21 protein-coding genes and 1 pseudogene are annotated in these 21,872 nt (G+C 74.9%); 6 read left to right on the forward strand and 16 right to left on the reverse strand.

The genetic code is table 11. The features are described from left to right. Positions 1 to 98: 98 nt before the first annotated feature. The 5 genes and pseudogenes from ACF068_RS09680 to ACF068_RS09700 form a co-directional block, all read right to left on the reverse strand. The gene (locus ACF068_RS09680) at positions 99 to 1,757 is read right to left on the reverse strand and encodes a catalase (protein ID WP_392273632.1); all 1,659 of its coding nucleotides are present in this window, start codon (positions 1,755 to 1,757) and stop codon (positions 99 to 101) included. 147 nt (positions 1,758 to 1,904) lie between these two features. Continuing rightward, the gene (locus tag ACF068_RS09685; RefSeq protein ID WP_392273633.1) at positions 1,905 to 2,693 is read right to left on the reverse strand and encodes a metallophosphoesterase; all 789 of its coding nucleotides are present in this window, start codon (positions 2,691 to 2,693) and stop codon (positions 1,905 to 1,907) included. Next, positions 2,690 to 2,944, reverse strand: coding sequence for a hypothetical protein (locus ACF068_RS09690; protein ID WP_392273634.1), 255 nt, complete (start codon positions 2,942 to 2,944; stop codon positions 2,690 to 2,692). The genes ACF068_RS09685 and ACF068_RS09690 overlap by 4 nt, the downstream gene beginning before the upstream one ends. Next, positions 2,941 to 3,510: pseudogene (locus ACF068_RS09695) on the reverse strand (hypothetical protein); the annotation flags it as partial. The pseudogene ACF068_RS09695 and the gene ACF068_RS09690, both read right to left, overlap by 4 nt. A gap of 440 nt (positions 3,511 to 3,950) precedes the next feature. Then, positions 3,951 to 5,735, reverse strand: coding sequence for a collagen-binding domain-containing protein (locus ACF068_RS09700; protein ID WP_392273635.1), 1,785 nt, complete (start codon positions 5,733 to 5,735; stop codon positions 3,951 to 3,953). Positions 5,736 to 5,876: 141 nt separating this feature from the next. Here ACF068_RS09700 and ACF068_RS09705 point away from each other — a divergent pair, with 141 nt between their 5' ends. Next, a complete protein-coding gene (locus tag ACF068_RS09705) occupies positions 5,877 to 7,817 on the forward strand; it encodes an ABC transporter ATP-binding protein (protein WP_392273636.1) in 1,941 nt (646 codons plus the stop codon). Position 7,818: 1 nt separating this feature from the next. On the opposite strand, the gene ACF068_RS09710 is transcribed toward ACF068_RS09705, so the two are convergent. Then, positions 7,819 to 8,670, reverse strand: a complete 852-nt coding sequence (locus ACF068_RS09710) for a GNAT family N-acetyltransferase (protein ID WP_392273637.1) — start codon at positions 8,668 to 8,670, stop codon at positions 7,819 to 7,821. Positions 8,671 to 8,718: 48 nt separating this feature from the next. On the opposite strand from ACF068_RS09710, the gene ACF068_RS09715 reads away from it, so the two are divergent. After that, positions 8,719 to 9,333 (forward strand): DUF6629 family protein, encoded by a 615-nt coding sequence (locus tag ACF068_RS09715; protein WP_392273638.1) that lies wholly within the window; start codon positions 8,719 to 8,721, stop codon positions 9,331 to 9,333. Here the strand turns inward: ACF068_RS09715 and ACF068_RS09720 are convergent. The 5 genes from ACF068_RS09720 to ACF068_RS09740 all read right to left on the reverse strand — a co-directional run bounded on the left by ACF068_RS09720 (position 9,330) and on the right by ACF068_RS09740 (position 13,484). Beyond that, positions 9,330 to 10,106 (reverse strand): amino acid ABC transporter ATP-binding protein, encoded by a 777-nt coding sequence (locus tag ACF068_RS09720; RefSeq protein WP_392273639.1) that lies wholly within the window; start codon positions 10,104 to 10,106, stop codon positions 9,330 to 9,332. The genes ACF068_RS09715 and ACF068_RS09720 overlap by 4 nt on opposite strands. An 8-nt stretch (positions 10,107 to 10,114) precedes the next feature. Continuing rightward, the gene (locus ACF068_RS09725; protein ID WP_392273640.1) at positions 10,115 to 10,915 is read right to left on the reverse strand and encodes an amino acid ABC transporter permease; all 801 of its coding nucleotides are present in this window, start codon (positions 10,913 to 10,915) and stop codon (positions 10,115 to 10,117) included. After that, complete coding sequence (locus tag ACF068_RS09730; RefSeq protein WP_392273641.1) at positions 10,912 to 11,760, reverse strand: ABC transporter substrate-binding protein; 849 nt, start codon at positions 11,758 to 11,760, stop codon at positions 10,912 to 10,914. The genes ACF068_RS09725 and ACF068_RS09730 overlap by 4 nt, the downstream gene beginning before the upstream one ends. Before the next feature lie 274 nt (positions 11,761 to 12,034). Beyond that, on the reverse strand, positions 12,035 to 12,544 hold the full coding sequence (locus ACF068_RS09735) for a GNAT family N-acetyltransferase (RefSeq protein ID WP_392273642.1): 510 nt from the start codon (positions 12,542 to 12,544) through the stop codon (positions 12,035 to 12,037). 1 nt (position 12,545) lies between these two features. Beyond that, positions 12,546 to 13,484, reverse strand: a complete 939-nt coding sequence (locus ACF068_RS09740; protein WP_392273643.1) for a LysR family transcriptional regulator — start codon at positions 13,482 to 13,484, stop codon at positions 12,546 to 12,548. A 199-nt stretch (positions 13,485 to 13,683) separates the two neighbouring features. Here ACF068_RS09740 and ACF068_RS09745 point away from each other — a divergent pair, with 199 nt between their 5' ends. The 3 genes from ACF068_RS09745 (at position 13,684) to ACF068_RS09755 (ending at position 15,964) form a co-directional block, all read left to right on the forward strand. Continuing rightward, on the forward strand, positions 13,684 to 14,106 hold the full coding sequence (locus ACF068_RS09745) for a DUF4345 domain-containing protein (protein ID WP_392273644.1): 423 nt from the start codon (positions 13,684 to 13,686) through the stop codon (positions 14,104 to 14,106). A 76-nt stretch (positions 14,107 to 14,182) separates the two neighbouring features. Further along, complete coding sequence (locus ACF068_RS09750; RefSeq protein WP_392273645.1) at positions 14,183 to 14,599, forward strand: cold-shock protein; 417 nt, start codon at positions 14,183 to 14,185, stop codon at positions 14,597 to 14,599. Positions 14,600 to 14,710: 111 nt separating this feature from the next. Further along, on the forward strand, positions 14,711 to 15,964 hold the full coding sequence (locus tag ACF068_RS09755; protein WP_392273646.1) for a cytochrome P450: 1,254 nt from the start codon (positions 14,711 to 14,713) through the stop codon (positions 15,962 to 15,964). On the opposite strand, the gene ACF068_RS09760 is transcribed toward ACF068_RS09755, so the two are convergent. Both ACF068_RS09760 and ACF068_RS09765 read right to left on the reverse strand, forming a co-directional pair. Further along, entirely contained in the window at positions 15,938 to 16,177 is a 240-nt protein-coding gene (locus ACF068_RS09760) for a hypothetical protein (RefSeq protein ID WP_392273647.1), read from the reverse strand. The two genes, ACF068_RS09755 and ACF068_RS09760, sit on opposite strands and share 27 nt — an antisense overlap. Before the next feature lie 65 nt (positions 16,178 to 16,242). Continuing rightward, positions 16,243 to 16,722, reverse strand: a complete 480-nt coding sequence (locus ACF068_RS09765) for an NUDIX domain-containing protein (RefSeq protein ID WP_392273648.1) — start codon at positions 16,720 to 16,722, stop codon at positions 16,243 to 16,245. An 80-nt stretch (positions 16,723 to 16,802) separates the two neighbouring features. Here ACF068_RS09765 and ACF068_RS09770 point away from each other — a divergent pair, with 80 nt between their 5' ends. Then, positions 16,803 to 17,582 (forward strand): uracil-DNA glycosylase, encoded by a 780-nt coding sequence (locus ACF068_RS09770; protein ID WP_392273649.1) that lies wholly within the window; start codon positions 16,803 to 16,805, stop codon positions 17,580 to 17,582. Here the strand turns inward: ACF068_RS09770 and ACF068_RS09775 are convergent. Genes ACF068_RS09775 through ACF068_RS09785 form a run of 3 tightly spaced genes read right to left on the reverse strand, consistent with a single transcriptional unit; the run spans position 17,569 to position 21,574 of the window. Beyond that, positions 17,569 to 18,738, reverse strand: coding sequence for an FAD-dependent oxidoreductase (locus ACF068_RS09775; protein WP_392273860.1), 1,170 nt, complete (start codon positions 18,736 to 18,738; stop codon positions 17,569 to 17,571). The two genes, ACF068_RS09770 and ACF068_RS09775, sit on opposite strands and share 14 nt — an antisense overlap. A 20-nt stretch (positions 18,739 to 18,758) precedes the next feature. Next, complete coding sequence (locus ACF068_RS09780) at positions 18,759 to 20,141, reverse strand: FAD-dependent oxidoreductase (protein ID WP_392273650.1); 1,383 nt, start codon at positions 20,139 to 20,141, stop codon at positions 18,759 to 18,761. Continuing rightward, positions 20,138 to 21,574 (reverse strand): FGGY family carbohydrate kinase, encoded by a 1,437-nt coding sequence (locus ACF068_RS09785; protein WP_392273651.1) that lies wholly within the window; start codon positions 21,572 to 21,574, stop codon positions 20,138 to 20,140. Before ACF068_RS09785 ends, ACF068_RS09780 begins: the two co-directional genes overlap by 4 nt. Positions 21,575 to 21,872: the final 298 nt, after the last annotated feature.

Consider the following 21,872-nt stretch of genomic DNA (forward strand, 5'->3'; position numbering starts at 1 on the left):
GCTGAAGCGCCCCGGAGGCGAACCGAGCCCCAAGAAGAGACGCGGGAAGGCCCCCGCCCGGCCGGGCGGGGGCCTTCCCGCGTCCTCGCGCGACGGCCTCAGCGCGTCACGACGTGCCGCTCGTCGGGCACGCAGTGCGTCATCGTCAGCCCCTCGACGTCCCGGGGCGGGTTCTCCCCGAGGTTGGCCAGCCGCTTGCGGTCCTCCTCGGTGAGGTCCTGGCTCGCCAGGGGTTCGAGGTGGGCCACGTCCCGCGGGCTGATGCCCAGACCCTCGCCGACGCGCAGGCCCAGGTCGTTCTCGACCAGCAGGAAGTGCCAGACCATGCGCTCCTGCACCGGCCGGTCGCACTGCCCGAGCAGGTGGACGAAGTTGTGCACCAGGTCGTCCCGCTCCCACTGCTCCATCAGGAGGTAGCGCTGGCCGGCCTGGAGGTAGTCGTTGGTGCGGGGGATCCGCTTGCGGGTGAGCCTGCCCCGGATCTCCGGGCCCTGCTCGTCGTGCGTGGGGTACTCGCCCTCGCGCAGCCCGCCCCGGATCGACGGCTCGTAGTTGACGTCCGGGTTCTCGCCGTGGCCGTCCTGGTGGTACGTCATGAACCCGTCGCGCTGGTTGGTCCGCACGTCCGCGTTCTTCGCCTGGTTGACCGGGAGCTGGAGATAGTTCGGCCCGACCCGGTAGCGCTGGGTGTCGCTGTACGAGAAGGTCCGGCCCACCAGCATCTTGTCGTCCGAGAAGTCCAGGCCGTCCACCAGCACGCCGGTGCCGAAGGAGATCTGCTCGTTCTCGGCGAAGAAGTTCTCCGGCATCCGGTCGAGCACCATCCTGCCGACCGGCTTGGGCGGGAAGTCCTGCTCCGGCCAGGTCTTGGTGTCGTCCAGCGGATCGAAGTCCAGCTCCGGGTGGTCGTGGTCGTCCATCATCTGGACCAGCAGTTCCCACTCGGGGTGGTCGCCGCGCGCGACCGCCTCGTACAGATCCTTGGTGGCGTGGCCCAGACCCTGGGCCTGCACGTTCGCCGCGTCCTCCTCGGTCATGCTCCGCACGCCCTGCTTGGGCATCCAGTGGTACTTGACCAGCTTGGTCTCGCCCTGGGCGTTCACCCACTTGTACGTGTTGACGCCGAAGCCCTGCATGTGGCGGTAGTCGGCCGGGATGCCGCGCGGGCTGAACAGGTTGACCAGCATGTGCATCGCCTCGGGGGTCTGCGACATGAAGTCGAAGATCCGGCGCGGCTGCTGCTCGAAGGTGACCGGGTTCGGCTTGAGCGCGTGGATCACGTCGGGGAACTTGATCGCGTCCCGGATGAAGAACACGCCCAGGTTGTTCCCGACGAGGTCCCAGTTGCCGTCCTCGGTGTAGAACTTCACCGCGAACCCGCGCGGGTCGCGCGCCGCCTCGGAGGAGTCACGCCCGCCGATCACCGTGGAGAACCGCACGGCCAGGTCGGTGCGCTTGCCGCGCTCCTGGAAGAGCTTGGCACGGGTGTAGCGGCTGATCGGTTCGTCGCCCCACGCCCCGTACGCCTCGAAGTAGCCGTAGGCCGTCACCCCGCGGGCGTGGACGACCCGCTCGGGGATGCGCTCCCGGTCGAAGTGGCTGATCTTCTCCAGGAACTGGTAGTTCTCCAGCGTCGCCGGGCCCCGGGCCCCGACCGTGCGCTGGTTCTGGTTGTCGTAGACAGGGTGGCCCTGCCGGTTGGTGAGTACCTTCCGGTCGTCGCCGGGTGCGGGACCCTGGCTCGAAACGTCCGTCACGATCCTCGGCTCCTCTGCTGTGTCTTGCTGGTGTATGTCCTACTTCGTCCCTATGTGTCGCAGTATGCCCCGTTACGCGCCTCGCGGGGATGCCCAAGCGCCCCGGCCGTCCACCGGACCGCCGGGGCGTGACTGTCCGGACACTCCCTAGTGGGCCGCCACCCTGCCGGCCCCGGCGGCCACCCCGCCGTCGCCCACCGCCGCGCCGCCGGCGTGCACGGCCAGGTGGTAGACGGCGAAGGCCCGGCCGATCACCGGCTGGGCGACATTGCGCACCCGTACGCCCCCGCTGGTCATCCCGTGCTCGGTGCCCATGTGCGCGTGGCCGTGCACCGCGAGATCGGCACCGCCCTCGTCGACCGCCTCCGCCAGCAGGTAGCTGCCCAGGAACGGATAGATCTCCAGGGGCTCGCCCGCCAGCGTGTCCGGCACGGGCGCGTAGTGCGTCAGCGCGATCCGTACGGCGCAGTCCGCGTCGCCCAGCATGGACAGCGACCCGCGCAGCCCCTCCGCGCAGCGGCGGGTGTAGCGGATGAAGTCCTTCATCTCCGGCTCGCCGAACTCACCCCCGCTGCGCCCCGCGAAACCGCCGCCGAACCCCTTCGTGCCGGCGACGCCCACCCGGACGCCGCCGATGTTCAGCACCGTGCCCTCGCCCTCCAGCACGGTCACTCCGGCCCGGTCGAGCGCGGCCGACACCTCGGCCTCCTGGTCGCTCTGGTAGTCGTGGTTGCCCAGGACGGCCACCACGGGCACGCCGAGGCCGGCCACCTCACCGGCCACGATCTCGCCCTCCTCGGCCGTGCCGTGCCGGGTCAGGTCACCGGCGAGCAGCAGCAGGTCCGCCTGCTCGTGGAGGGTCTCGAAGGCGGGCCGCAAGGTGCCCGCGCTGCCCGGGCCCAGATGGATGTCACCGACCGCTGCTACTCGGATCACGTCAGCTCCTCGGGGTGGTCGGGGGCGTCCGCGCAGACGACGACCAGGTCCTCGCGCAGCGGGAGCCCCGCCAGTTCCTCCTGGGCGATGCGCAGGATCTCGGCCCGGCAGTCGGCGCTGGCGACGGTGCCGTACAGCATCACGCCGGTCCCGCGCTGCTCGATCCGGATGCCCAGTTCGGCGATGTCCTCGCTCGCCAGCCGGTCGCGCAGGTGGGCGATGCGGTACTCGGCGGTGTCGGCGGCGCTCATGGCGTTGCCTCCCGTGGTTCGATCACGTTCAGGCGCTCCAGCAGGTACAGGAACGCCTCGGGCATCGGTGAGCCTTCGTTCTCCCGGCGCAGCAGGTCCCAGTCGATCTTCTCCCGCAGGGTGCGGGCGATCGGCAGGACCGCGCCGAAGTCGCAGTGGTGCTCCGAGAAGGCCGCCAGCAGGCTGCCCACCAGATCGGTCGGCGCCAGCACCGGCATCCGCACCGAGTCCACCGGCAGGATGTGGGCCCGGTCCAGCAGGTCATGGGTCACCGGATGCCGGGCCAGCTCGAAGATCAGGTCGATCTCCTCGCCATGGCTCCGCGCCTTGATCAGCCAGTCCTCCGGCGGCACCCGCACCGGGATGCCGGCGGCCTCCAGGTCCCGGGTGATCGCCTCGGCGTCCTCGCGGAGGATGGCGAAGTCCGTGTCGTGCTGGAGGCTCTGCGGCACCCCGTGCGCGTACGCCGCCACGCTCCCGGCCAGCGCGAACGGGTGACCGGCGCCCTTCAGCAGCGCGGCCACCTGCTTGGTCGCCTCCAGGATGGCCTGCGTACGGTCCGGGGGATGCGTGCCGCCGGGCCCGCCCGGCCCGCCGGGCCCCCCGGGTCCCTCGGGGTGACCCGCCGGGCCGCGTCCCTCGGGGTGACCCGCCGGGCCGCCGGTGCCGCCCGGGCCGTCCGCGGTGCCGCCGTGCGGGCCGGGGGCGCCGGGCGTACCGGAGTCGTCGTGGCCGCCGTGAGCACCGGCCGGCGCCCCGCCGTCGGTGGGCGCGCCGGGGAGCGGTCCCTTCGGGTCGCCCTCCACGGCTCTGCCCCCGGCCAGCCGCAAGCCGGCCGGCACGGTCGGCGTCGGCTCGGTCGGTTCGGCGGGGCCAAGCGGCCCGCCGGGCTGGGTGGCGTCTTGCGAGTGGTTCCTCACGGGTGCTCAGCCCTCCTCGTCGGCCTGCGGGAGGCGGTTCGGGTACCCGGGGCCGTTCCCTTTATGGCTGGGTCCGCCGGGCGCGTTCACTCCCCGGCGTCCCGGCGGCCGCGGCGGGACGCCCTGGTCAGGGCGGTGCCGACCACGACGAGCAGGGCGGCGCAGGTACCGAGCGGCCACAGCCGCGGTCCGGCGCCGGTCTCGGCCATGCCGGCGGCCGGCTCGCCGTCCTCCACGACGGGTTCCTCCGCGTCCTCCGGTCCGGCTTCCGTCTCCGGGTCGGCTTCCGTCTCCGGGTCGGCTTCCGTCTCCGGGTCGGCTTCCGCCTCCGGTCCGGCTTCCGTCTCCGGGTGGGCCTCCGGCTCGGGCGCGGGCCCGGTCCCGGGCGAGGGGTCGGGCTCGCGCCCCGGGGCCGGTCCCGGCTCCGCGTCGGAGACGGCTTCCTCTTCGGCCGCGGTGGCGGCCCTGCCCTCGGGCGCGTCGACCGCAGCCGTCACCGCGGCCTCGCCCCCGGCACCGGCGGCCGGGGACGGCGGGGACGACGTGGACGGCAGGGACGAAGCACGGGCGGGAGCCGCCGGGGCGTGGGCGCACGACGGAGCCGCCGCGAACGGGGCACCGCGGATCGCGCCCGCGCGGGGGCCGGCCTCCAGGGACCGGACGACGACGTCGCCCTCGATGTCGGCCGCGCTCCGGTCCGTCAGCTTCGCGCGGGGCGCGAAGACCGACCCCCGCAAGGTGTCGCCCGCCGTAAGGGCCAGTTCCGCCGTGTCGGCGAAGGCCCACATGATGTACGGGGAGTCCCCGGTGCCGACACCGGTCATCCGTGGCGTACGCCAGGACAGCTCGCCGCCGTCGGCCGTCGTGTCGACGGCGATCACCAGTGGCGCCGCCGCCGTGGGGCGGTTCTCGAACGCGAGGGTCCGTACGGCGGTGAGCTGCGCGCCGGTCAGCCGGAGCACGTTCGTGCGGTCGGCGGCGAGCCGGACCCGCACCGTGGCGCCGGGGGTGAGCCGGGCGGGGAGCGCCACCGTGCCCGGGCAGCGGGCCAGGCTGTCGGCGCGCCGCCGGTGGTCCGCGAAGAGCGCGTCGAAGTCGACCAGGCCCCGCGCGGGCCCCACCGACGCCTCGGGCTGGGCGGTGGTCAGCTCCACGCGCGGGGTCGTGCCGTACCCCGCGCCGGACCCGACCAGCCGGGTCTTGACCGGCGCGCCGTCCATGCCGGTGGCCCGGGTGGCGCTGCCGGACAGGTCGCCGATCTTGACAAAGGCGTCGCCCGTGACCCGCAGGACCCCGTCCGCCGCGCTGTCGGCGAAGTCGACGGCAGCGCCGACCAGGAGCGCGGTGGGCCGGGCGTCGCCGGGTGCGGTGAAGCCGCCCGCGCGGCCGGGGACGATGGAGTACCGCGACCCGAACGCCAGGTCGCCGCCCACCGCGACGGCGGTCTCGGCCTTGGTGCCGGCCAGCAGCGCGTCGCGCCGCGTCACCACCCCGAACCCGAGGTTCCCGGCCATGGGGTTGCCCACCCCGTCGGCCGCAGGCCCACCGGCCCCGCCCGACGGGCTCCCGGCGAGCGCGGCGGAACCCCCGGCCCCGTCCGGCGAACCGCCGGCCGACGCTGCGGGGCTGCCGGCCCCTGCCGGGGGACTCCCGGCCGGGGCGCCCGAACCACCGGCCCCGGCGGACGGACCACCGGTCCGGGCCGGGGGTTCGGCGGCCGGTGGTGGGACCTGCCGGGCGTCCGGGGCGTGCCGGGCGCCCCGGGCCTCCAGGGCGGCCGTCGCTCCGGCACGCGCCGTCGGCACGGCGGCGGGCGGGGCCATCGCGCAGAGCCCGCACACCACCGCCGGGATCACGGCCAGTCCAGTCATTCGCATAAGGTCGAAAATAGGATCATCCGATCCCCGCCGGTCGCGACGCGCCCACCCCTCACGGCGACGTTTCACCCGGTCGGCGGTGGGGGAGCGGTTGCAGCGACGGCAATGGCGCCACGGCGGCCGGGGGTGGGGATCGTGCGTCCGAAGAAGCTGTTCCGACGAACCGGTGAGGCCGAGCCCCGGGTGTCCCGCAGCGAGCGCGAACTCTTCGGCGGCGCCCTGCGCTACGACTTCGGCTGGGTGACCCACGAGTACGCCCTGCTCGACCTCAAGGCCCTCGCCGCCGTCCGCGCCCTGCCCCGTCTCATCGGCGGCACCCTGCGCCTCGCCCGGGAGTCCGACCGCCGTGCCCTGCTCACCGTCGGCCTCACCGAGACCGGCCAGGGCCTCGCCCAGGCGGGGGGCCTGCTCCTGACCAACCAGGTGCTCCACGCCCTGTTCGCCACCGGCACCACCCCCGAGCGCCTCCGGGCCGCCCTGCCCGCACTGGTCGCCGCCGCCGTCCTCGCCGTCCTGAACGCGGTGTTCGCCAGCCTGTCCACCGCCGCCACCGGCCGGCTGGAACCCAAGGTCGAACGGCTCGCCACCGAGAAGTACCTGCACCGCGCGGCGGCCGTGGAGCTGGAGGCCATCGAGGACGGGGCCTTCCGCAAACTGCTGGACTCCGCCCAGTTCGGCGCCCTGGCCGCGCGGAACATGATCGGCGCCTGCGTCGGCGCCCTCAACGGCGTCTTCACCATCGTCGCCGCCGCCGGCGTCCTCACCGTGCTGCACCCCGCGCTCCTGCCCCTGCTGGTGCTCATCACCGTGCCGCGCGGCTGGGGGGCCATGCACGTGGCGCAGCGCCGCTACGCATCCCGTATGAACTGGATCGAGCATGAACGCGCCGCCCGTCTGGTCAACAACCTCATCACCAGCCGGGAGTCGGCCCAGGAGGTCCGGGTCCACCAGGTGGGCCGCTACCTCCTGGACAAGTTCCACGACATGGCCGAGACGTCCGAGGCCGAACAGACCCGGCTGGCCGACGGGCGCGCTGCCACCGAGCTGCTCGCCGCCGCGTTCTCCGGCGCCGCCGCCCTCCTCACGTACGCCGCCCTCGGCGTCCTGCTGCTCACCGGCCGCATGGACATCGCCATGGCGGGCACCGCCGCCCTCGCCGTCCGCACCGGCTCCGCCAGCCTCGGCGCCCTGGTCACCCACATCAACGGGCTGCACGAGGAGTCCCTGTACGTACGGGACCTGGACCGCTTCACGGCCGCGGCGGAGGCCCGGGCCATCCCCGCCGGCGGCACGCCCGTCCCCGACTTCCCCGAGAAGATCACCTTCGAGAACGTCGGCTTCCGCTACCCCGACCGGGACGAACCCGCCCTGCGCGGGGTGTCGCTGACCATCGCCGCCGGATCGGTCGTCGCCCTCGTCGGCGCCAACGGGTCCGGCAAGTCCACCCTCGTCAAGCTCCTCTCCGGCCTCTACCAGCCCGCCGACGGCCGGGTGCTGTGGGGCGACACCGACCTCGCCGACGCCGACCGGCTCGACGTCTTCGGCCATGTCGCCGTACTCGACCAGGACTTCCAGCGCTGGCCCTTCACGCTGGGCACCAACATCCGCATCGGCCAGCCCGACCGGGCGCCCCACGACGGCCTCGTCGAGAGCGCCGCCGCCCACTCCGGCGCCGACAAGCTCGCCGCGGGCCTGCCGCGCGGCTACGACACCCTCCTCGCCCGCCAGTTCCGGCACGGCTCCGAGCTCTCGGGAGGCCAGTGGCAGACGGTGGGCCAGGCCCGCTTCCGCTACCGCGAGGCGAACCTGGTCATCGCCGACGAGCCGACCTCCGCCCTGGACCCGGAGGCGGAGATCGAGTCCTTCCGCCGCATCCGTGCCCTCACCGACGAGGGCAGGACCGTCGTCCTGGTCAGCCACCGCATGGCCGGCATCCAGTCCGCCGACGTCATCCACGTCCTGCACGAGGGCAGGCTGGTGGAGTCGGGCTCCCACCGGGAACTGATGGACCGGCCCGGTTCCCGCTACCGCCGCATGTACCTGCTCCAGGCCGACCAGTACGGCCCGGGCGCCTGAGTCACCCCAGTTCCAGGGTGGTGATGCCGAACACCCGCTCCCGGGCGAACGGGCGCACCGGCCCGGTGTACATGCGCGCCGTCGCGAACGTCGGCACCAGGCCCCGCGCCTGGGCCAGCCGCACCGCGGCCGCGTTCGACTCCGGTACGTCGACGGCGATCCGGTCCGCCCCGGCGGCCGCCACGAGCGCGTCCAGCAGCACCTCGGCGTCCTGCGCCGAGTCCGCGAACAGCGGCCCCACCCTGGCCTCCGCGTGCGCCGGGCGGATCACCCCGTACCCCGTCACCCGGCCGTCCACGACCCGCGCCAGCGCACGGTGCCCGGGCGCGTCGAGCCACCGCTCCAGGAACCTGGGCCGCGCCGCCGGGTGGCAGCCGCCGTCGTACGCGGCGATCGCGGCCGCCCCCACCTCGGCGGCCGGTACCACGTCCCGCCCCGGCCCCGGAGCGCCCCCCGTCACCGGCCCCGCGTAGCGCGCCGAGCGGTGCTCCAGGACGAAGCCCGACCTGCGGTAGTTGTCCTGCTGGGCGGGCACCCCGTCCAGGCCCACCGTGCGGTCGCCCGCGTGCTCCAGCGCCGCCCGCCAGGTGGCCAGGCCGTACCCGAGGCCGCGCCGGTCGGGGCGCACCAGATAGAAGCCCAGGAAGGCGTACGTGTCGTCGTACCTCACCACGGAGACGGCCGACACCGGCTCCCGCTCGCCGTCGAGCCGGCCCAGGAAGAACCCGTCCGGATCCTGCGCGAAGAAGCTCGCCGCGTCCCCGAGGCCGGGGTTCCAGCCCTCCGCCACGGCCCACTCCCATACCAGGGACCAGTCCTGAAGCGTCGCCCGCGACACCTGAAGCGCTGACAAGGGATCTCCTCCCGGCCGTCCTGCGGTTGCCCCCGTACGCTACCCACCATGTGCTGGAACGCGACGGCCGATCTCGCGGCCGGCACCGTCATCGCCGCCGTCGGCGCCGTCTGCGTGGCCCGCACCCGCGACGTCCGGGAACTGCCGCTCGCCGCACTGCCGTTGCTGCTCGGGGCGCACCAGATCGTGGAGTCGGCCGTCTGGGACACCGGCGGCGGCAGCGGCCCCGCGACCCTGGCCTGGGCCGTCATCGCACTGCCGCTGCTGCCGCTCTGGGTGCCGCTCGGCGTCCTGCTCGTCACCTCCGCCCCGGCCCGGGCCCGGCTCGCCGTACCGGCCGCCGCCGGGCTCGTCACGGCCGCCGCGCTCGCCCACGCCCTGGCGACCCGGCCCGTCACGGCACACGTCCGGGGCCGCACCATCGGCTACGTGCTCGACCTGCCGTACGCCCCGCCCCTGCTGGCCGGCTACCTCCTGGCCACCGTCGGGGCCCTGCTCCTGGCGGCCGACCCGCTGCTGAGGCTGCTCGGCGCCGTGGTCGCCGCCGGGGCGGCGCTCTGCGTGGTGCTGTGGCGCACCGAGTTCCTCTCCACCTGGTGCGCCTTCGCCGCCGTCGGCTCGCTCGTCCTCCTCGCACGGACCCGCCGGCCGGACACGACCTAACGCGTGTCCTCCGGGCCGGGCTGTTCGGCGGCGGCCGGGTCGAGGATGCGGGTCAGGAAGTGACGGGTGCGCTCGTGCTGCGGATCGCCCACCACCCGGGCGGCCGGACCCTGCTCGACGATCCGGCCGTCGTCCATGAACACCACCCGGTCGGCGACCTCCCGGGCGAAGCTCATCTCGTGCGTCACGACCATCATGGTCATGCCCTCGGCCGCCAGCATCCGCATCACGGCCAGCACGTCGCCCACCAGCTCCGGGTCGAGCGCCGACGTCGGCTCGTCGAACAGCATCACCTCCGGGCCCATCGCCAGGGCCCGCGCGATGGCCACCCGCTGCTGCTGCCCGCCCGACAACTGCGCCGGATAGGCGTCCGCCTTGTCGGCCAGCCCGACCCGGTCCAGGTTCTGCCGGGCGACCTCCGCCGCGTGCTCCTTGCCCCGGCCCAGCACCCGCCGCTGCGGCAGGGTGAGGTTCTCCGTGACCGTGACGTGCGGGAAGAGGTTGAACTGCTGGAACACCATGCCGATCCGGCGGCGTACGGCGTCGATGTCGACGTCCGGGTCCGTCACCTCCGTACCGCCCACGAACACCTGGCCTTTGGTCGGCTCCTCCAGCAGGTTGACGCAGCGCAGCAGCGTCGACTTGCCGGAGCCGGACGGCCCGATGACGCACACCACCTCCCCGGCGGCGACGTCCAGGTCGATGCCGCGCAGCACCTCGTTGTCGCCGAACGACTTGTACAGGCCGCGGATCTCGATCTCGTCGCGTGACATCGGCTTCCTCACCTGGCCCTGGCGGCACGGGCCTCCAGGCGGCGCACCACGAAGCTCAGCGGAATCGTCACCAGCAGGTAGCACAGGCCGGCGACGAGGATGGGCGTGGAGTTGGCGGTCTGGCTGGCGAGGTCCCGGCCGAACTTGGTGAGTTCCCGTTCCTCCAGCGTCACGCCGAGGAACAGCACCAGCGAGGAGTCCTTGAACAGCAGCACCAGTTCGTTGGTGAGCGGCGGGATGATGATCCGGTAGGCCTGGGGGAGGATCACCGACACCATGGCCCGCGCGTGCGAGAAGCCCAGCGAGCGTGCCGCCTCCATCTGCCCCTTGGGCACGGCCTGGATGCCCGCGCGGATCGTCTCCGCCATGTACGCCGCGGCCACCAGCCCCAGGCCCAGGGCGACCTTGCCGTACGTACCGCCGGGGATCTCCGTACCGGGGAAGGCCAGGGGCACGGCCACCCCGACGAAGATGAAGATCAGCAGGGCGGGCAGGCCCCGGAAGATCTCGATGTAGACGCTCGCCGCCCACCGGTAGGGCGCCACCGACGACAGCCGCATCAGCGCGATGACCAGGCCCAGGACGAGCCCGAACACGAACCCGGACACGGTGTAGACCACCGTGTTGCGCAGCGCGGTGGTGATGATGTCGGGGAAGAGCCGCTCCGCCAGGTCCGCCTGCGCGAACTGGTTCTGGAGCCGGTCCCAGTCGGCCAGGACGGCGATCAGGACGACCACGGCGACAAAGACCGCGTACTGGATGCCCTGCGAGATCCGCCGCCGCTGGCGCCGCGTCAGCCGAGAGGTCACGACTGGCCCTTGGGCAGCGGGCCGATCCACTGCTGGTAGAGCTTGTCGTACGTGCCGTCCGCCCTGGCGTCCTTGATCGCCTTGTCGATCGCGGCGCGCAGCTTGTCGTTGCCCTTCTTCACCGAGAACCCGTACTGCTCACCGGTCTCGATGTTCTGTCCCAGGGCGAAGGCGTCGGCGTTCGCCTTGTCCTTGAGCCAGCCCTGAACCACCGGGTAGTCGATGACCACGGCGTCGACCTGCCCGGTGCGCAGGCCGTTCAGCACCGCGTCGGAGCTCTCGAAGGCCACCGGGTCGAAGCCCTGGCTCTTGGCGTAGCTCTCGCCGGTGGTCTCGGCCTGGGCGCCGAGCTTCAGCTTCTTCTCCTTGACCTCGGCGAGGGTGGTGACGCCGCTCTTCTTGCTCGCCAGCAGCGCCTGGGTGGCGTCGAAGTAGGGGACGGAGAAGTCGACGTTCTTCTTGCGGTCGGGGGTGATGGTCATGCCGGCGGCGGCCAGGTCGCATTCCCCGGAGTTGAGGAACGCACCGGTCTTGAAGTTCTCGAACGGCGTGTCGAGGATCTTCTGTTCGACCTTCAGGTCCTCGGCCACCAGGTCGACCAGCGCCACGTCGAAGCCGACGATCTCGCCGTCCTGCTCGAACTGGAAGGGTGGGTACGGCAGATGGGTGCAGGTCGTCAGCTTGCCCTTCTCGACCACGGGCACCCCGCCCGCCGCCTCACCGGGCCCCTCGTCGCCGTTCCCGCATCCGGCGGCGGCGAACAGCAGCACGGCCGCCGAGGCGCCGGCGGTGAAGACGGTACGGGTGCGGTGGGCGCGTCGCTTGCCGCCGGCAGTCCTCGTCACGGTTGACCTCCATGGGCGCGTGGGCGGCCTCGGACGGCGCCGGGGGTGACGCCGGGTGACGCAGCCGCCGGGCGTGATCGTATGACACCAGGGGCGCGCCGTCGCGGAGATCCGCCATGCGGACGCCGGGCGCCCGCTCCCCGCGCGCCGGAGCGGACCGTCGCACACGCGCCCCCGGCCGCCCGGGGGGTCGGCCGGCCCCCGGGACGCCCGCGTGCCCCGGCCCGCGTGCCCAGGCGCGCGGGCCCGGCGGTCCCCGGGACGCCGCCCCGCCTCACTCCCGGCCCGGACCGATCCTCCGGCGGAGGCACACCCGGTGCTGGCCCGGCCCGTCGTGGTCGCGGTGCACCGCCACCCCCGCCACCTCGTGGTCCCCCGGTACCACCGCGAATCCCAGGGCCCGGTGGAACGCGATCGCCCCCGCCTCCGCCGGGGCCGTCACCGCCCGCACCTCCCGCCGCCCCGCCTCGGCGGCACGCTCGAAGAACGCCGTGTACAGGCCCCGGGCCAGTCCCCGCCCCCGCAGCGCGGGTTCCACGCCCACGAAGTGGACGTAGGCGCCCTCCTCGTCGTCGGCGGAATGGAAGCCGATCAGGAACGCCTTCACCCCCGTACTGTCCTCGGCGACCAGGCTCGTCCCCGCGAAGTGCTGGAGGAACAGCCTCGGCAGCAGCAGCGACGGCTCCCGGCCTCCGGCGGGCGCGTCCGGCCCGCCGCACCACCGGTGCACGCACTCCACCAGCGTGCGGTGGTCGGACAGGCGCGCCCGGCGCATCATCGGCATGTCAATCCCCTTCGGACTCGGTGTGCCCGGTCTGCCACCAGCGAGGGTTCGGGTCGGTCCCTCCCCTCCCCACCATGCCGCCCGCCGCGCGGCGCAGCGCGGCGACCTCCGGTGTGTCGCGGCGTGCGGAGGACCAGGCGAGCACCGCCGTGCACAGGGGCGCGTCCGCGACGTCGACGTACCGGACGCCCGGACGGGGGAACAGCTCACGGCAGGCGGCCGACACGAAACGGATGCCGCACCGCTGGGCGACCGCCGAGATCCCCGCCTCGAACGTCCTCGTCCCGTGCCCGGTGTACGCGACCGGCGTGCCGTCCGGGCGGGGATCGGCCGCCCAGAAGTCCCGCCACACCGGCGCCACCAGGGGCGACGAACCGACGACGGGCAGGCCCGCCAGCTCCGCCAGCGACACGGACGGCCGCCCCGCCAGCGGATGTCCCTCCCACAGGCACACCACCTGCCGCTCCGTCGCCAGGGTGAGCGCCTGGACGCCGGCCGGCACCGGGGCGTACGCCAGGACGGCGTCCACCCGGCCGTCCAGCAGCGCGGCGGTCTGCTCCACCAGGTCGACCTCCCGCAGCACGACCTCCAGGCCGGGGCGCGCCGCCCGCACCCGTTCCGCCAGGGCGGTGACCACGGGCAGGGCGGTGACGTAGCACCCGAGGACCACCCGGCCCCCGAGCGTCCGCGCCCGCACCCGTGCCTCCGCGCGCAGTTCGTCGGCGGCCGTCACCAGGGACCGGACCCGGGGGAGCAGCGCCTCCCCGGCCCCGGTCAGCCGCACGCGCCGGGTGGAGCGCTCCAGCAGCACCACGCCCAGGTCGTCCTCCAGCCGGCGGATCGCGCGGCTCAGCGCCGGCTGGCTGATGTGGAGCCGCGCGGCCGCCCGGCCGAAGTGCAGCTCCTCGGCGAGGACCAGCAGGCACCGCGACTGACGCACGCTCGGATCGGTTCCGCCCGCCCCACCATCCATACCCTGGACGGTATCAATCCGGGTCCGGGACGCATCACCGGACGCTTCCCGCCGGCCGCGGCCCGGGCCGAGGATGAGGACGGGCCACCCGGGGCGTCCCCGGGCGGCAACGGAACGGCCGGAGCGGTCAGTGGCGCCGGCCACGTCGGGAAGCGGGGAACGGTTCATGTCGGCACATCAGGGTTTCCGGTGGGTGCTCGTCCTGCTCGCGTCCTTCGTGACGGCCACCGGCCTGCTGGAGATCGCCGTCGGGCCCGCGCTGCTGCCGGGCAGCCCCGAGGTGCCGCCCACGGTCGACAGCAACTACCGCTTCTTCGCCGGGGTCTGGTGCGCCCTCGGGATCGTCATGCTGCGCACCGCCCGGCGCCCCGGGGACCACGCCGCCACGCTGCGGGCCGTCTTCGGCGCGGTGTTCCTCGGCGGCCTGGCGCGGGGCGTCTCGTACATCGACGCGGGCGCGCCGCACCCGGTGCACGCCGCGTTCATCGGCGTCGAGCTCCTGCTGCCGCCCCTGATGCTCCTCTGGTACACCCGGACGCACCCGGCGGTCCCCGCCGGTCCGCTGCGGGGCGCGGGCGAACGCCTGTAGATTCACCGCCGGGCCGGGCGGCCCAGGGCGGCGGGCCCGGGCGGAACAGCAGTGGTGTGGGCGTGGAGGTACGGCTGTGCTGATGGTGGGCAAGATCCTTCGGTTCGACGAGGTCCGGGGGTACGGCTTCATCGTCCCCAGGGAAGGGGGCGAGGACGTCTTCATGCACGCGAACGACCTCGTCGACGACAAATACCTGTACCAGGCGGGCCGCGAGGTCGAGTTCTACCTGGAGATGGGCGACAAGGGCCCCAAGGCGTCGGAGATCCGGCTGGTCCACCAGCCCGCCCGCCGCACGCTGCCCGAGCCCGTACCGGTGCCGAGGGACGACCCGGACGACGACACCCTCGACGTGCTGTCCGCGGCCGAGTTCCAGGCCGAGCTGACCGAACTCCTCGTCGAGGCGGACGGCACCCTGACCACCGCCCAGCTCAAGCGGGTTCGCACCCGGGTGGTCGAACTGGCACGCTCGCACGGCTGGGTGGAAGGCTGACGCCCCGCCCGCGCACCGGACGGGGCGCCGGCGCGCGGCGCCGGCACACACCCGTACGGCACCGGCACACGGCACACGGCAGACGACGGCGCGACCAGGAGGAGCCCGATCATGACGGCCGGCGAACCGCACCGCATGGACCCCGCGGGTGGCTGTCCGCACGCGGACAACGCACGTCTCCTCGCCCGGGGCGCCGTCACGCCCGTCGTCCTCCCCGACGGCGTACCGGGAATGGCCGTCCTCGGCCACGAGGCGCTCAGGGAGTTCCTCACCCATCCCGACGTCGCCAAGGGCCCCCAGCACTTCCCGGCCCTCCGGGACGGTCGGATACCCGCCGGCTGGCCGCTGCGCACCTTCGCCACCGTCCCCGGCATGACCACCGCCGACGGCGCCGACCACCGGCGGCTGCGCGCGCTCGCCGGCCAGGCGTTCACCGCCCGGCGGGTGGAGGCGCTCCGGCCCCGCGTCGACGCCCTCACCGCCCGGCTCCTCGACGCGACCGAGGAGGCGGCCGCCTCCGGGGGCGGTGTCGCCGACCTGCGCCGCCACTTCGCGCTGCCCCTGCCCATGGGCGTCATCTGCGAACTGCTCGGCGTGGACGCCGAACACCACGACCGGCTCCACCACCTCTCCAGCCAGGTGGTCTCCACCGACATCGGGCCCGAGCGCGCGGTGGCCGCCAACCGGGAGATGCTCCGGACCCTCCAGGCCGTCGTGGCCGCCCGCCGCGCCGCACCCGGCGACGACCTCACCAGCGCCCTGATCGCCGCCCGCGACGAGGACGGCGACCGGCTCACCGAACCGGAACTGATCGGCACCCTGCTCCTCATGGTCGTCGCCGGGCACGAGACCACGCTGAACCTCATCACCAACGCCGTCCGCGCCCTGTGCGCCCACCGCGACCAACTGCGCCTGGTCCTCGACGGCCGGGCCGCCTGGGCCGACGTCGTCGAGGAGACCCTGCGCTGGGACAGCCCCGTCAGCCAGTTCCCCTTCCGCTACCCCGTCCGCGACCTCACCCTCGGCGGCACCCCCATCCCCCGGGGCACCCCGGTCCTGGCCGGCTACTCGGCCGCCGGCCGGGACACCGCCGCCCATGGCCCCGACGCGGGCCGGTTCGACATCACCCGCGCCGCACGCGGCACCGCGAGCCGCCACCTGTCCCTCGGCCATGGCCCGCACTACTGCCTGGGCGCCCCCCTCGCCCGGCTGGAGGCCACCGTCGCCCTGGAACGGCTCTTCACCCGCTTCCCCGGACTGGACCTCGCCGTCCCCGAGTCCCGGCTGCCCCGCGTCCCCAGCTTCGTCGGCAACAGCGTGCGGACCCTGCCCGTACGCCTACGGGGCGGCGCCGTCACCCGCTGACCGGAGCGCGGACACCAGCCGCAGCAGCCGCGCCTCGTTGCCCGTCAGGCCGGCGCGCCGCAGCGCCTCGTCCGCCTCCGCCATCGGCGACGACAGGTACACCCCGGCCATCGGAGCCAGCTCGGGGTCCCCGAGGACGGCCCGCGCCGTCTCCATCAGCCGCAGGTACGCCTGGGCCGCGGCGCGCTCGCGCAGGGTCAGGGTGGTGGTCATCTCTCGCTCCCCGTCGACCGGTTGGTGCCGTCCATGCCGTCCACTCTGTCGTACGGCACTGACAATCAGCTTCCGTCGCGCTCGCGCACGTACGCCGCCAGCCGCTCCAGGAACACCTGCTGCCCCGACACGAGCAGCGGCGCCGCCTCCTCCGGGGTCATCCACGCCACCCGGTCGACCTCCGGGAACTCCCGCGTCCGCCCCGAGCCGCGCGGCCACTCCATGGTGAACGTGCCCGGCACCACCGCGGCCGGGTCCAGATCGGCCTCCAGCGCCCAGGCGGTGACGACCTTTCCGCTCGCCTGCCGCGTCTCGCCGAGCGGCACCGGCTCCCCGTCCGGCACCGGGAGACCCAGTTCCTCCACGAACTCGCGCCGCGCGGCCGCCTCGGGCGTCTCGTCCGCCGTGTACTCGCCCTTGGGCAGCGACCACGCGCCGGTGTGCCGCGACGCCCACAGGGGACCGCCCATATGGGCGATGAGCACCTCCAGGACACCGCCCGAGGTACGGAACAGCAGCAGGCCCGCGCTTCGCTTCACCGTCATGCCGGAAAGTCTGCCCGCCACCCGCCGGGTTAGCGTCGGCAGTCGGAACGATCACCCCGAGCGAGGGAGCGAGAGCGCACATGTCCGTCTCCGAAGGGTCCGGCGGCCACGCCGAAGAGCCGGACTTCCCCGAACGCCAGGCCGCCGGCGCCCCCTCCGTCCCCGCGCTCGACGAGCGCGTCACCCACTGCCGGGCCTGCCCGCGCCTGGTCGCCTGGCGGGAACGGGTCGGCCGAGAGGGCCGCCGCGCCTACGCGGGCTGGGACTACTGGGCCAGGCCCGTACCCGGCTTCGGCCCCGACGACGCGAGGCTCCTGGTCATCGGCCTCGCCCCGGCCGCCCACGGCGGCAACCGCACCGGGCGCATGTTCACCGGCGACCGCTCCGGCGACGTCCTCTACGCCGCCCTGCACGAGATCGGGCTCACCAACCGGCCGGACGCCACTCACGCCGGCGACGGGCTGCGCCTGTACGGGGTACGGGTCACCGCCCCCGTCCACTGCGCCCCGCCCGCCAACAAGCCCACACCGCTGGAGCGCGACACCTGCCGTCCCTGGCTGGCCGGTGAACTGCGGCTGCTGCGCCCCACCGTGCGGGCCGTCGTCGTCCTCGGCGCCTTCGGCTGGCAGGCCGCGCTGCCCGCCCTCGCCGCGGGCGGCTGGTCGGTGCCCCGGCCCCGGCCCGCCTTCGCGCACGGTACGCGGGTCACCCTGGCCGCCACCGACGGCGGCCCGGATCTGGAACTCTTCGGCTGCTACCACGTCAGCCAGCGCAACACCTTCACCGGCCGCCTCACCCCGGCCATGCTCATCGACGTGCTCGGCCGCGCGGCGGACGCGGCCGGACTCACACCACCCTGATCCGGACCGGCCCGCCGGCCGGATCGACCCGTGCCGCCCAGGCCGCCGGCAGGGGTGCCGACCGGTGGGGCACGAGCGTGCCGCGCACCCGCTGCCGGTGCAGCGTGACGCCGTCCTGGCCCACCTCCAGCACCGGCCGCGCCAGCGGCCGCTCCGCACGCACCAGGAAGCGGTCACCGGCCGCCCCCAGCCGGTTCGGCGTCACCCACCGCAGCGGCGCCTCCGCCACCACCGCGACGCCCCGCCCCGGCCACGGCGCCGCACCCGCCAGGAACTCCCGTACCGGCTCCGCCACCGCCCGCCCCTCCACGGCCGCCGTACCGGCCGGCTCGCCCCCATGGAGCAGCCCGCCCACCGCGAACACGCCCGCCATCGACGTACGGAACGCCCCGTCCACCGCCGGCCCGCGCGTCGCCGGGTCCAGGGCCGCGCCACCCGCCCGCGCGAGCTCGTGCTCCGGCACCCAGTCGCCGGCGAAGACCACCGTGTCGCACGCCACGGTCGCCTCCCGCCCGTCCCGGTACCGCACCCGCACGCCCGACAGCCGCCCCCGGCCCAGGAGCCCGGCGACCTCCGTCCCGGCCGGTCGCGCGGTCCGCCCGGGCACGGCCCCCGGCCGGTGCCACCGCCGCTCCGTGACGACCGCGGCCACCGCCACGCCCGCACCGCGCAGCGCCCGGACCGCGCCGGCGGCGTCCGGCCCGTCCCCGACGACCACCGCCCGGGTGCCGATGTCCAGCCCGGCGGCGACGGACCGCCGCAGCCCGGCCGACGTCAGCACCCCGGCGGGCCGGGTCCCCGGCACCAGCCGGGCGGCGCGGGAGCGTTCCCGGGCGCCGGTGGCCAGCACGACCGCCCGGGCGGCGATCCGCTCGCGGCCGGCCGGGCCCGTCGCGTCGAGCACCAGGGGGCCGGACCAGCCGGTGACCATGACACCCGTGCGGAGCGCCGCCCCGGCCCGTACCGCCACCCGGACCGCCCCGGCCCGCACCGCCTCCTGGGCCGCCGTGCCCCGGGCCCGGCCGGGACCGGCGCCCGGCTCCCGCTCCAGCACCTCGACCGTGCCCGCGCCGGTGGCGGCCAGCCGGGTCGCGGCGGCGAGCCCGGCCGGGCCGGCCCCGACGACCAGCACGTCGACCGTGCGCGTCACCGGCATCGCCACCGTCACCGGAAGCGTCACCGTGCCTCCTCGAACAGGGCCCGTACCGCCGCCCCGCAGTACGAGCCCTGGCAGCGCCCGGCGCCCGCCCGTGTCCGGCGCCGCACCCCGGCCGTCGACGCGGGCGGCACCACCGAGGCGAGCGCGTCGCGGATCTCCCCGCGCGTCACCCGCTCGCAGGCGCAGACGATGTCGCCGTACGCGGGGTCGGCGGCGATGCGCCGGGCGTCCGCGTACGGCCGGGGGAAGGCCTCGCCCAGGTTCGGCATCCGCACGGCCGGCAGCTCCCGTGCGGTGCCCGGCTCCAGCCCGGCGTCCGCGAGCAGCCCGACCACGTGCGCGGCGATCGCCATCGACGCCGTCAGCCCCGTGGAGCGGATGCCGCCGACCGTGACGTACCGCCGCTCGGGGTGGCAGGCGATCCGGTAGTCGACCTCCCCGGTCGCCGCCCGCAGCCCCGCGTACACGGCGGTGACCTCCTCGTCCAGCAGGGCGGGCAGGATCCGCCGGCCCTGCTCCCGCAGGTACGCCAGCCCCTCGGCGGTGGACCCGGTGGCCGTCTTGTCGTCGAGGTCCTCGGCGGTCGGGCCCAGCAGTACCTTGCCGTGCACCGTGGGGGAGACCAGGACGCCCTTGCCGAGCGCGGTCGGCACCGGCAGCAGCACGTGCCGGACCAGCCGCCGGGCGAAGGAGTCGAACACCAAGAGCTGGCCGCGCCGGGGCGTCACCGTGAAGTCCCGGACACCCAGCCGCCGGTCGAAGGCGTCGGCGTGCAGCCCGGCCGCGTTGACCAGGTACCGGGTGCGCAGGACGCCCCGGCCGGTCAGCAGCTCGTGCGCCCCGTCCCGCTCGGTGACCTCCTCGACCCGGCACTCCAGCAGCAGGTCCACCCCGGCGAGCACGGCCTGGGTGGCGTAGGCCAGGGTGGTCGTCCAGGGGCAGACGACGCTCTCGCCCGGTACGTGCAGGGCCCCGAGCGCGCCCGGGCCGAGGTGCGGTTCGCGGGCGCGCAGCTCGCCGGGGCCGAGGGGGCGCGCCTCCCGGTAGCCGTTGCGCTCCGCCTTGCGCGCCAGGTGCGGGAGCGCGGCGAGCTGGTCCTCGTCCCAGGCGACCAGCAGGGCGCCGGTCCGCTCCAGCGGGATGCCCACCTCACCGGCGTAGGCGGTCAGCCGCCGGTGCCCCTCCCGCACGAGCCGGGCCTCCAGGGTCCCGGGCACGGCGTCGAAACCGGTGTGCAGGATCGCGGTGTTGGCCTTCGACGTGCCCTCACCGACGTCGCCGGCCGCGTCCACCAGGGCCGTGCGCAGCGGGAAGCGGGCCAGCTCGCGGGCGACGGCCGAGCCGACCACCCCCGCGCCCACCACGACGACGTCGTACGGCTCCTCACCGGCGGCGGTCATCGCGCGCGGGCCGTCAGCGCGGCCACGGCCCCCCGGAAGGCCTCCATCCGCTCGGCGGCCTCGCCGGCGCCGATCCGTGGTTCGTACACGGCCGAGGGCCGCCACCGGGGGACCGCCTCCGCGAGGGACAGGCGCGGGTCGAGCCCGAGGCGGGCGAGGGCGCCGGCGCCCAGCGCGGTGGCGTCCGGCAGCGCCGACACCTCCACGGGGGCCTGGAGCAGGTCGGCCTGGGTCTGCATGAGCAGTGCCGAGCGGGTCAGGCCGCCGTCGACGCGCAGCGGGCCGAGCGGTGCTCCCAGGTCGTCCCCGGCCGCCCGGGCCAGCTCCACCACCTGGGCGGCGATGCCCTCGCACAGCGCCCGCACCAGGTGGCCGGCGGTGGTGTCCAGCCCCAGTCCGGTGAGCGATCCGCGGACGTCCCCGCGCCACCAGGGGGCGGCGAGCCCGGCCAGTGCGGGCACGAAGGTGACGCCGCCCGCGTCCGGCTCCGAGGCCCCCACCCGGTCGAGGTCGGCGGCGCCGCCGATCACCCCGAGGCCGGTGAGCCAGCGCACGGCGGAGGCGGCGGTGTAGACCTGGCCGTCCAGGCAGTAGGCGGTCCGTCCGGCGAGCCGCCACGCCACGCAGCTCACCAGCCCCGAGCCGCCGCGCCGGGGCCGGTCGCCGGTCTGCGCGAGCAGGAACGCGCCCGTCCCGTAGGTGCACTTGGCGTCGCCGGGCCCGGTGGCGCCCTGCGCCAGCAGCGCGGCCTGCTGGTCGACGAGGAGCCCGGTCAGCGGCAGCCGGGGACCGAACGCGTCCGTGTCGCCCACCGGCCCCGCGGCGTCCACGACGCGCGGCAGCCGCTCGCCGGCCAGTCCGAAGACGTCCAGCGCCTCCGGTGACCAGGTGACCTCGTCCAGGTCGAGGAGCTGGGTGCGCCCGGCGGTCGCCGCGTCGGTGACGAACGCGCCGGTCAGCCGCCGCACCAGCCAGGCGTCGCTGGTGGTCACCACACCCTCGCGGGTCAGGTGGCGGCGTATCCAGGCCATCTTGGGGGCGGCGAAGTACGGGTCGAGGGGGAGACCGGTCGTCTCGCGCAACCGGTCGGCGTGCGGGGCGAGTTCGGCGCAGATGTCCTCGGCGCGCTTGTCGTGCCAGACGATCGCGTCCGTCAGGGGCGTGCCGGTGGCGGGGTCCCAGGCGAGGACCGTCTCGCCCTGGTTGGCCAGGCCCACGGCGGCGACCGGTTCCCCGGCGTCGGCCAGGGCCCGGCGCCCGGCGTCGACGACCGAGGCGAGCAGTTCGTGCGGGTCGGTCTCCGCCCGGCCACCCGGCAGGTGGCGGGGGCGCACCGGCGCGGTGCCGGAGCCGATCACGCCCCGGTCGGGGCAGAGCACCAGGGCCTTGGTGCCCGACGTGCCCTGGTCGACGGCCAGTACGGGGCCCGTCATCGCCCCTCCCGTTTCCGCTCTCGTGCCCGCGCGGGTCGTTCCGTGATCGTCGGAGCGTGATCGCGGAGGATCGTGGAAGACCGGTGGCGGACCGTTGAAGATCGTCGCTCGAAGCGTGGTCCAGCCGGGCTCCGGCGTCAAGACCTGTCCGTGATCACGCGGACACGAGGTGGCATCGACCGGGAGTACGGATGTTACTGATGGATCATCAATGTCCTTTGATGAGCGGGATGTTGCGCCGACTGCGCAAAAGTGGACCAGGATCGTCCATCGAGGCCTATAGTGATCGCCGATCAAC

The sequence above is a fragment of the Streptomyces sp. NPDC016309 genome, from assembly GCF_043077235.1.
Taxonomy (GTDB): domain Bacteria; phylum Actinomycetota; class Actinomycetes; order Streptomycetales; family Streptomycetaceae; genus Streptomyces.

Excerpts from the sequence above, each read along its gene's own strand:
- ACF068_RS09755 (WP_392273646.1), top strand. The coding sequence starts at position 14,711 with ATGACGGCCGGCGAACCGCACCGCATGGACCCCGCGGGTGGCTGTCCG.
- ACF068_RS09770 (WP_392273649.1), top strand. The coding sequence starts at position 16,803 with ATGTCCGTCTCCGAAGGGTCCGGCGGCCACGCCGAAGAGCCGGACTTC.
- ACF068_RS09785 (WP_392273651.1), bottom strand. The coding sequence starts at position 21,574 with ATGACGGGCCCCGTACTGGCCGTCGACCAGGGCACGTCGGGCACCAAG.
- ACF068_RS09765 (WP_392273648.1), bottom strand. The coding sequence starts at position 16,722 with ATGACGGTGAAGCGAAGCGCGGGCCTGCTGCTGTTCCGTACCTCGGGC.
- ACF068_RS09745 (WP_392273644.1), top strand. The coding sequence starts at position 13,684 with ATGTCGGCACATCAGGGTTTCCGGTGGGTGCTCGTCCTGCTCGCGTCC.
- ACF068_RS09715 (WP_392273638.1), top strand. The coding sequence starts at position 8,719 with ATGTGCTGGAACGCGACGGCCGATCTCGCGGCCGGCACCGTCATCGCC.
- ACF068_RS09690 (WP_392273634.1), bottom strand. The coding sequence starts at position 2,944 with ATGAGCGCCGCCGACACCGCCGAGTACCGCATCGCCCACCTGCGCGAC.
- ACF068_RS09760 (WP_392273647.1), bottom strand. The coding sequence starts at position 16,177 with ATGACCACCACCCTGACCCTGCGCGAGCGCGCCGCGGCCCAGGCGTAC.
- ACF068_RS09775 (WP_392273860.1), bottom strand. The coding sequence starts at position 18,738 with ATGCCGGTGACGCGCACGGTCGACGTGCTGGTCGTCGGGGCCGGCCCG.
- ACF068_RS09720 (WP_392273639.1), bottom strand. The coding sequence starts at position 10,106 with ATGTCACGCGACGAGATCGAGATCCGCGGCCTGTACAAGTCGTTCGGC.
- ACF068_RS09700 (WP_392273635.1), bottom strand. The coding sequence starts at position 5,735 with ATGACTGGACTGGCCGTGATCCCGGCGGTGGTGTGCGGGCTCTGCGCG.
- ACF068_RS09780 (WP_392273650.1), bottom strand. The coding sequence starts at position 20,141 with ATGACCGCCGCCGGTGAGGAGCCGTACGACGTCGTCGTGGTGGGCGCG.
- ACF068_RS09735 (WP_392273642.1), bottom strand. The coding sequence starts at position 12,544 with ATGCCGATGATGCGCCGGGCGCGCCTGTCCGACCACCGCACGCTGGTG.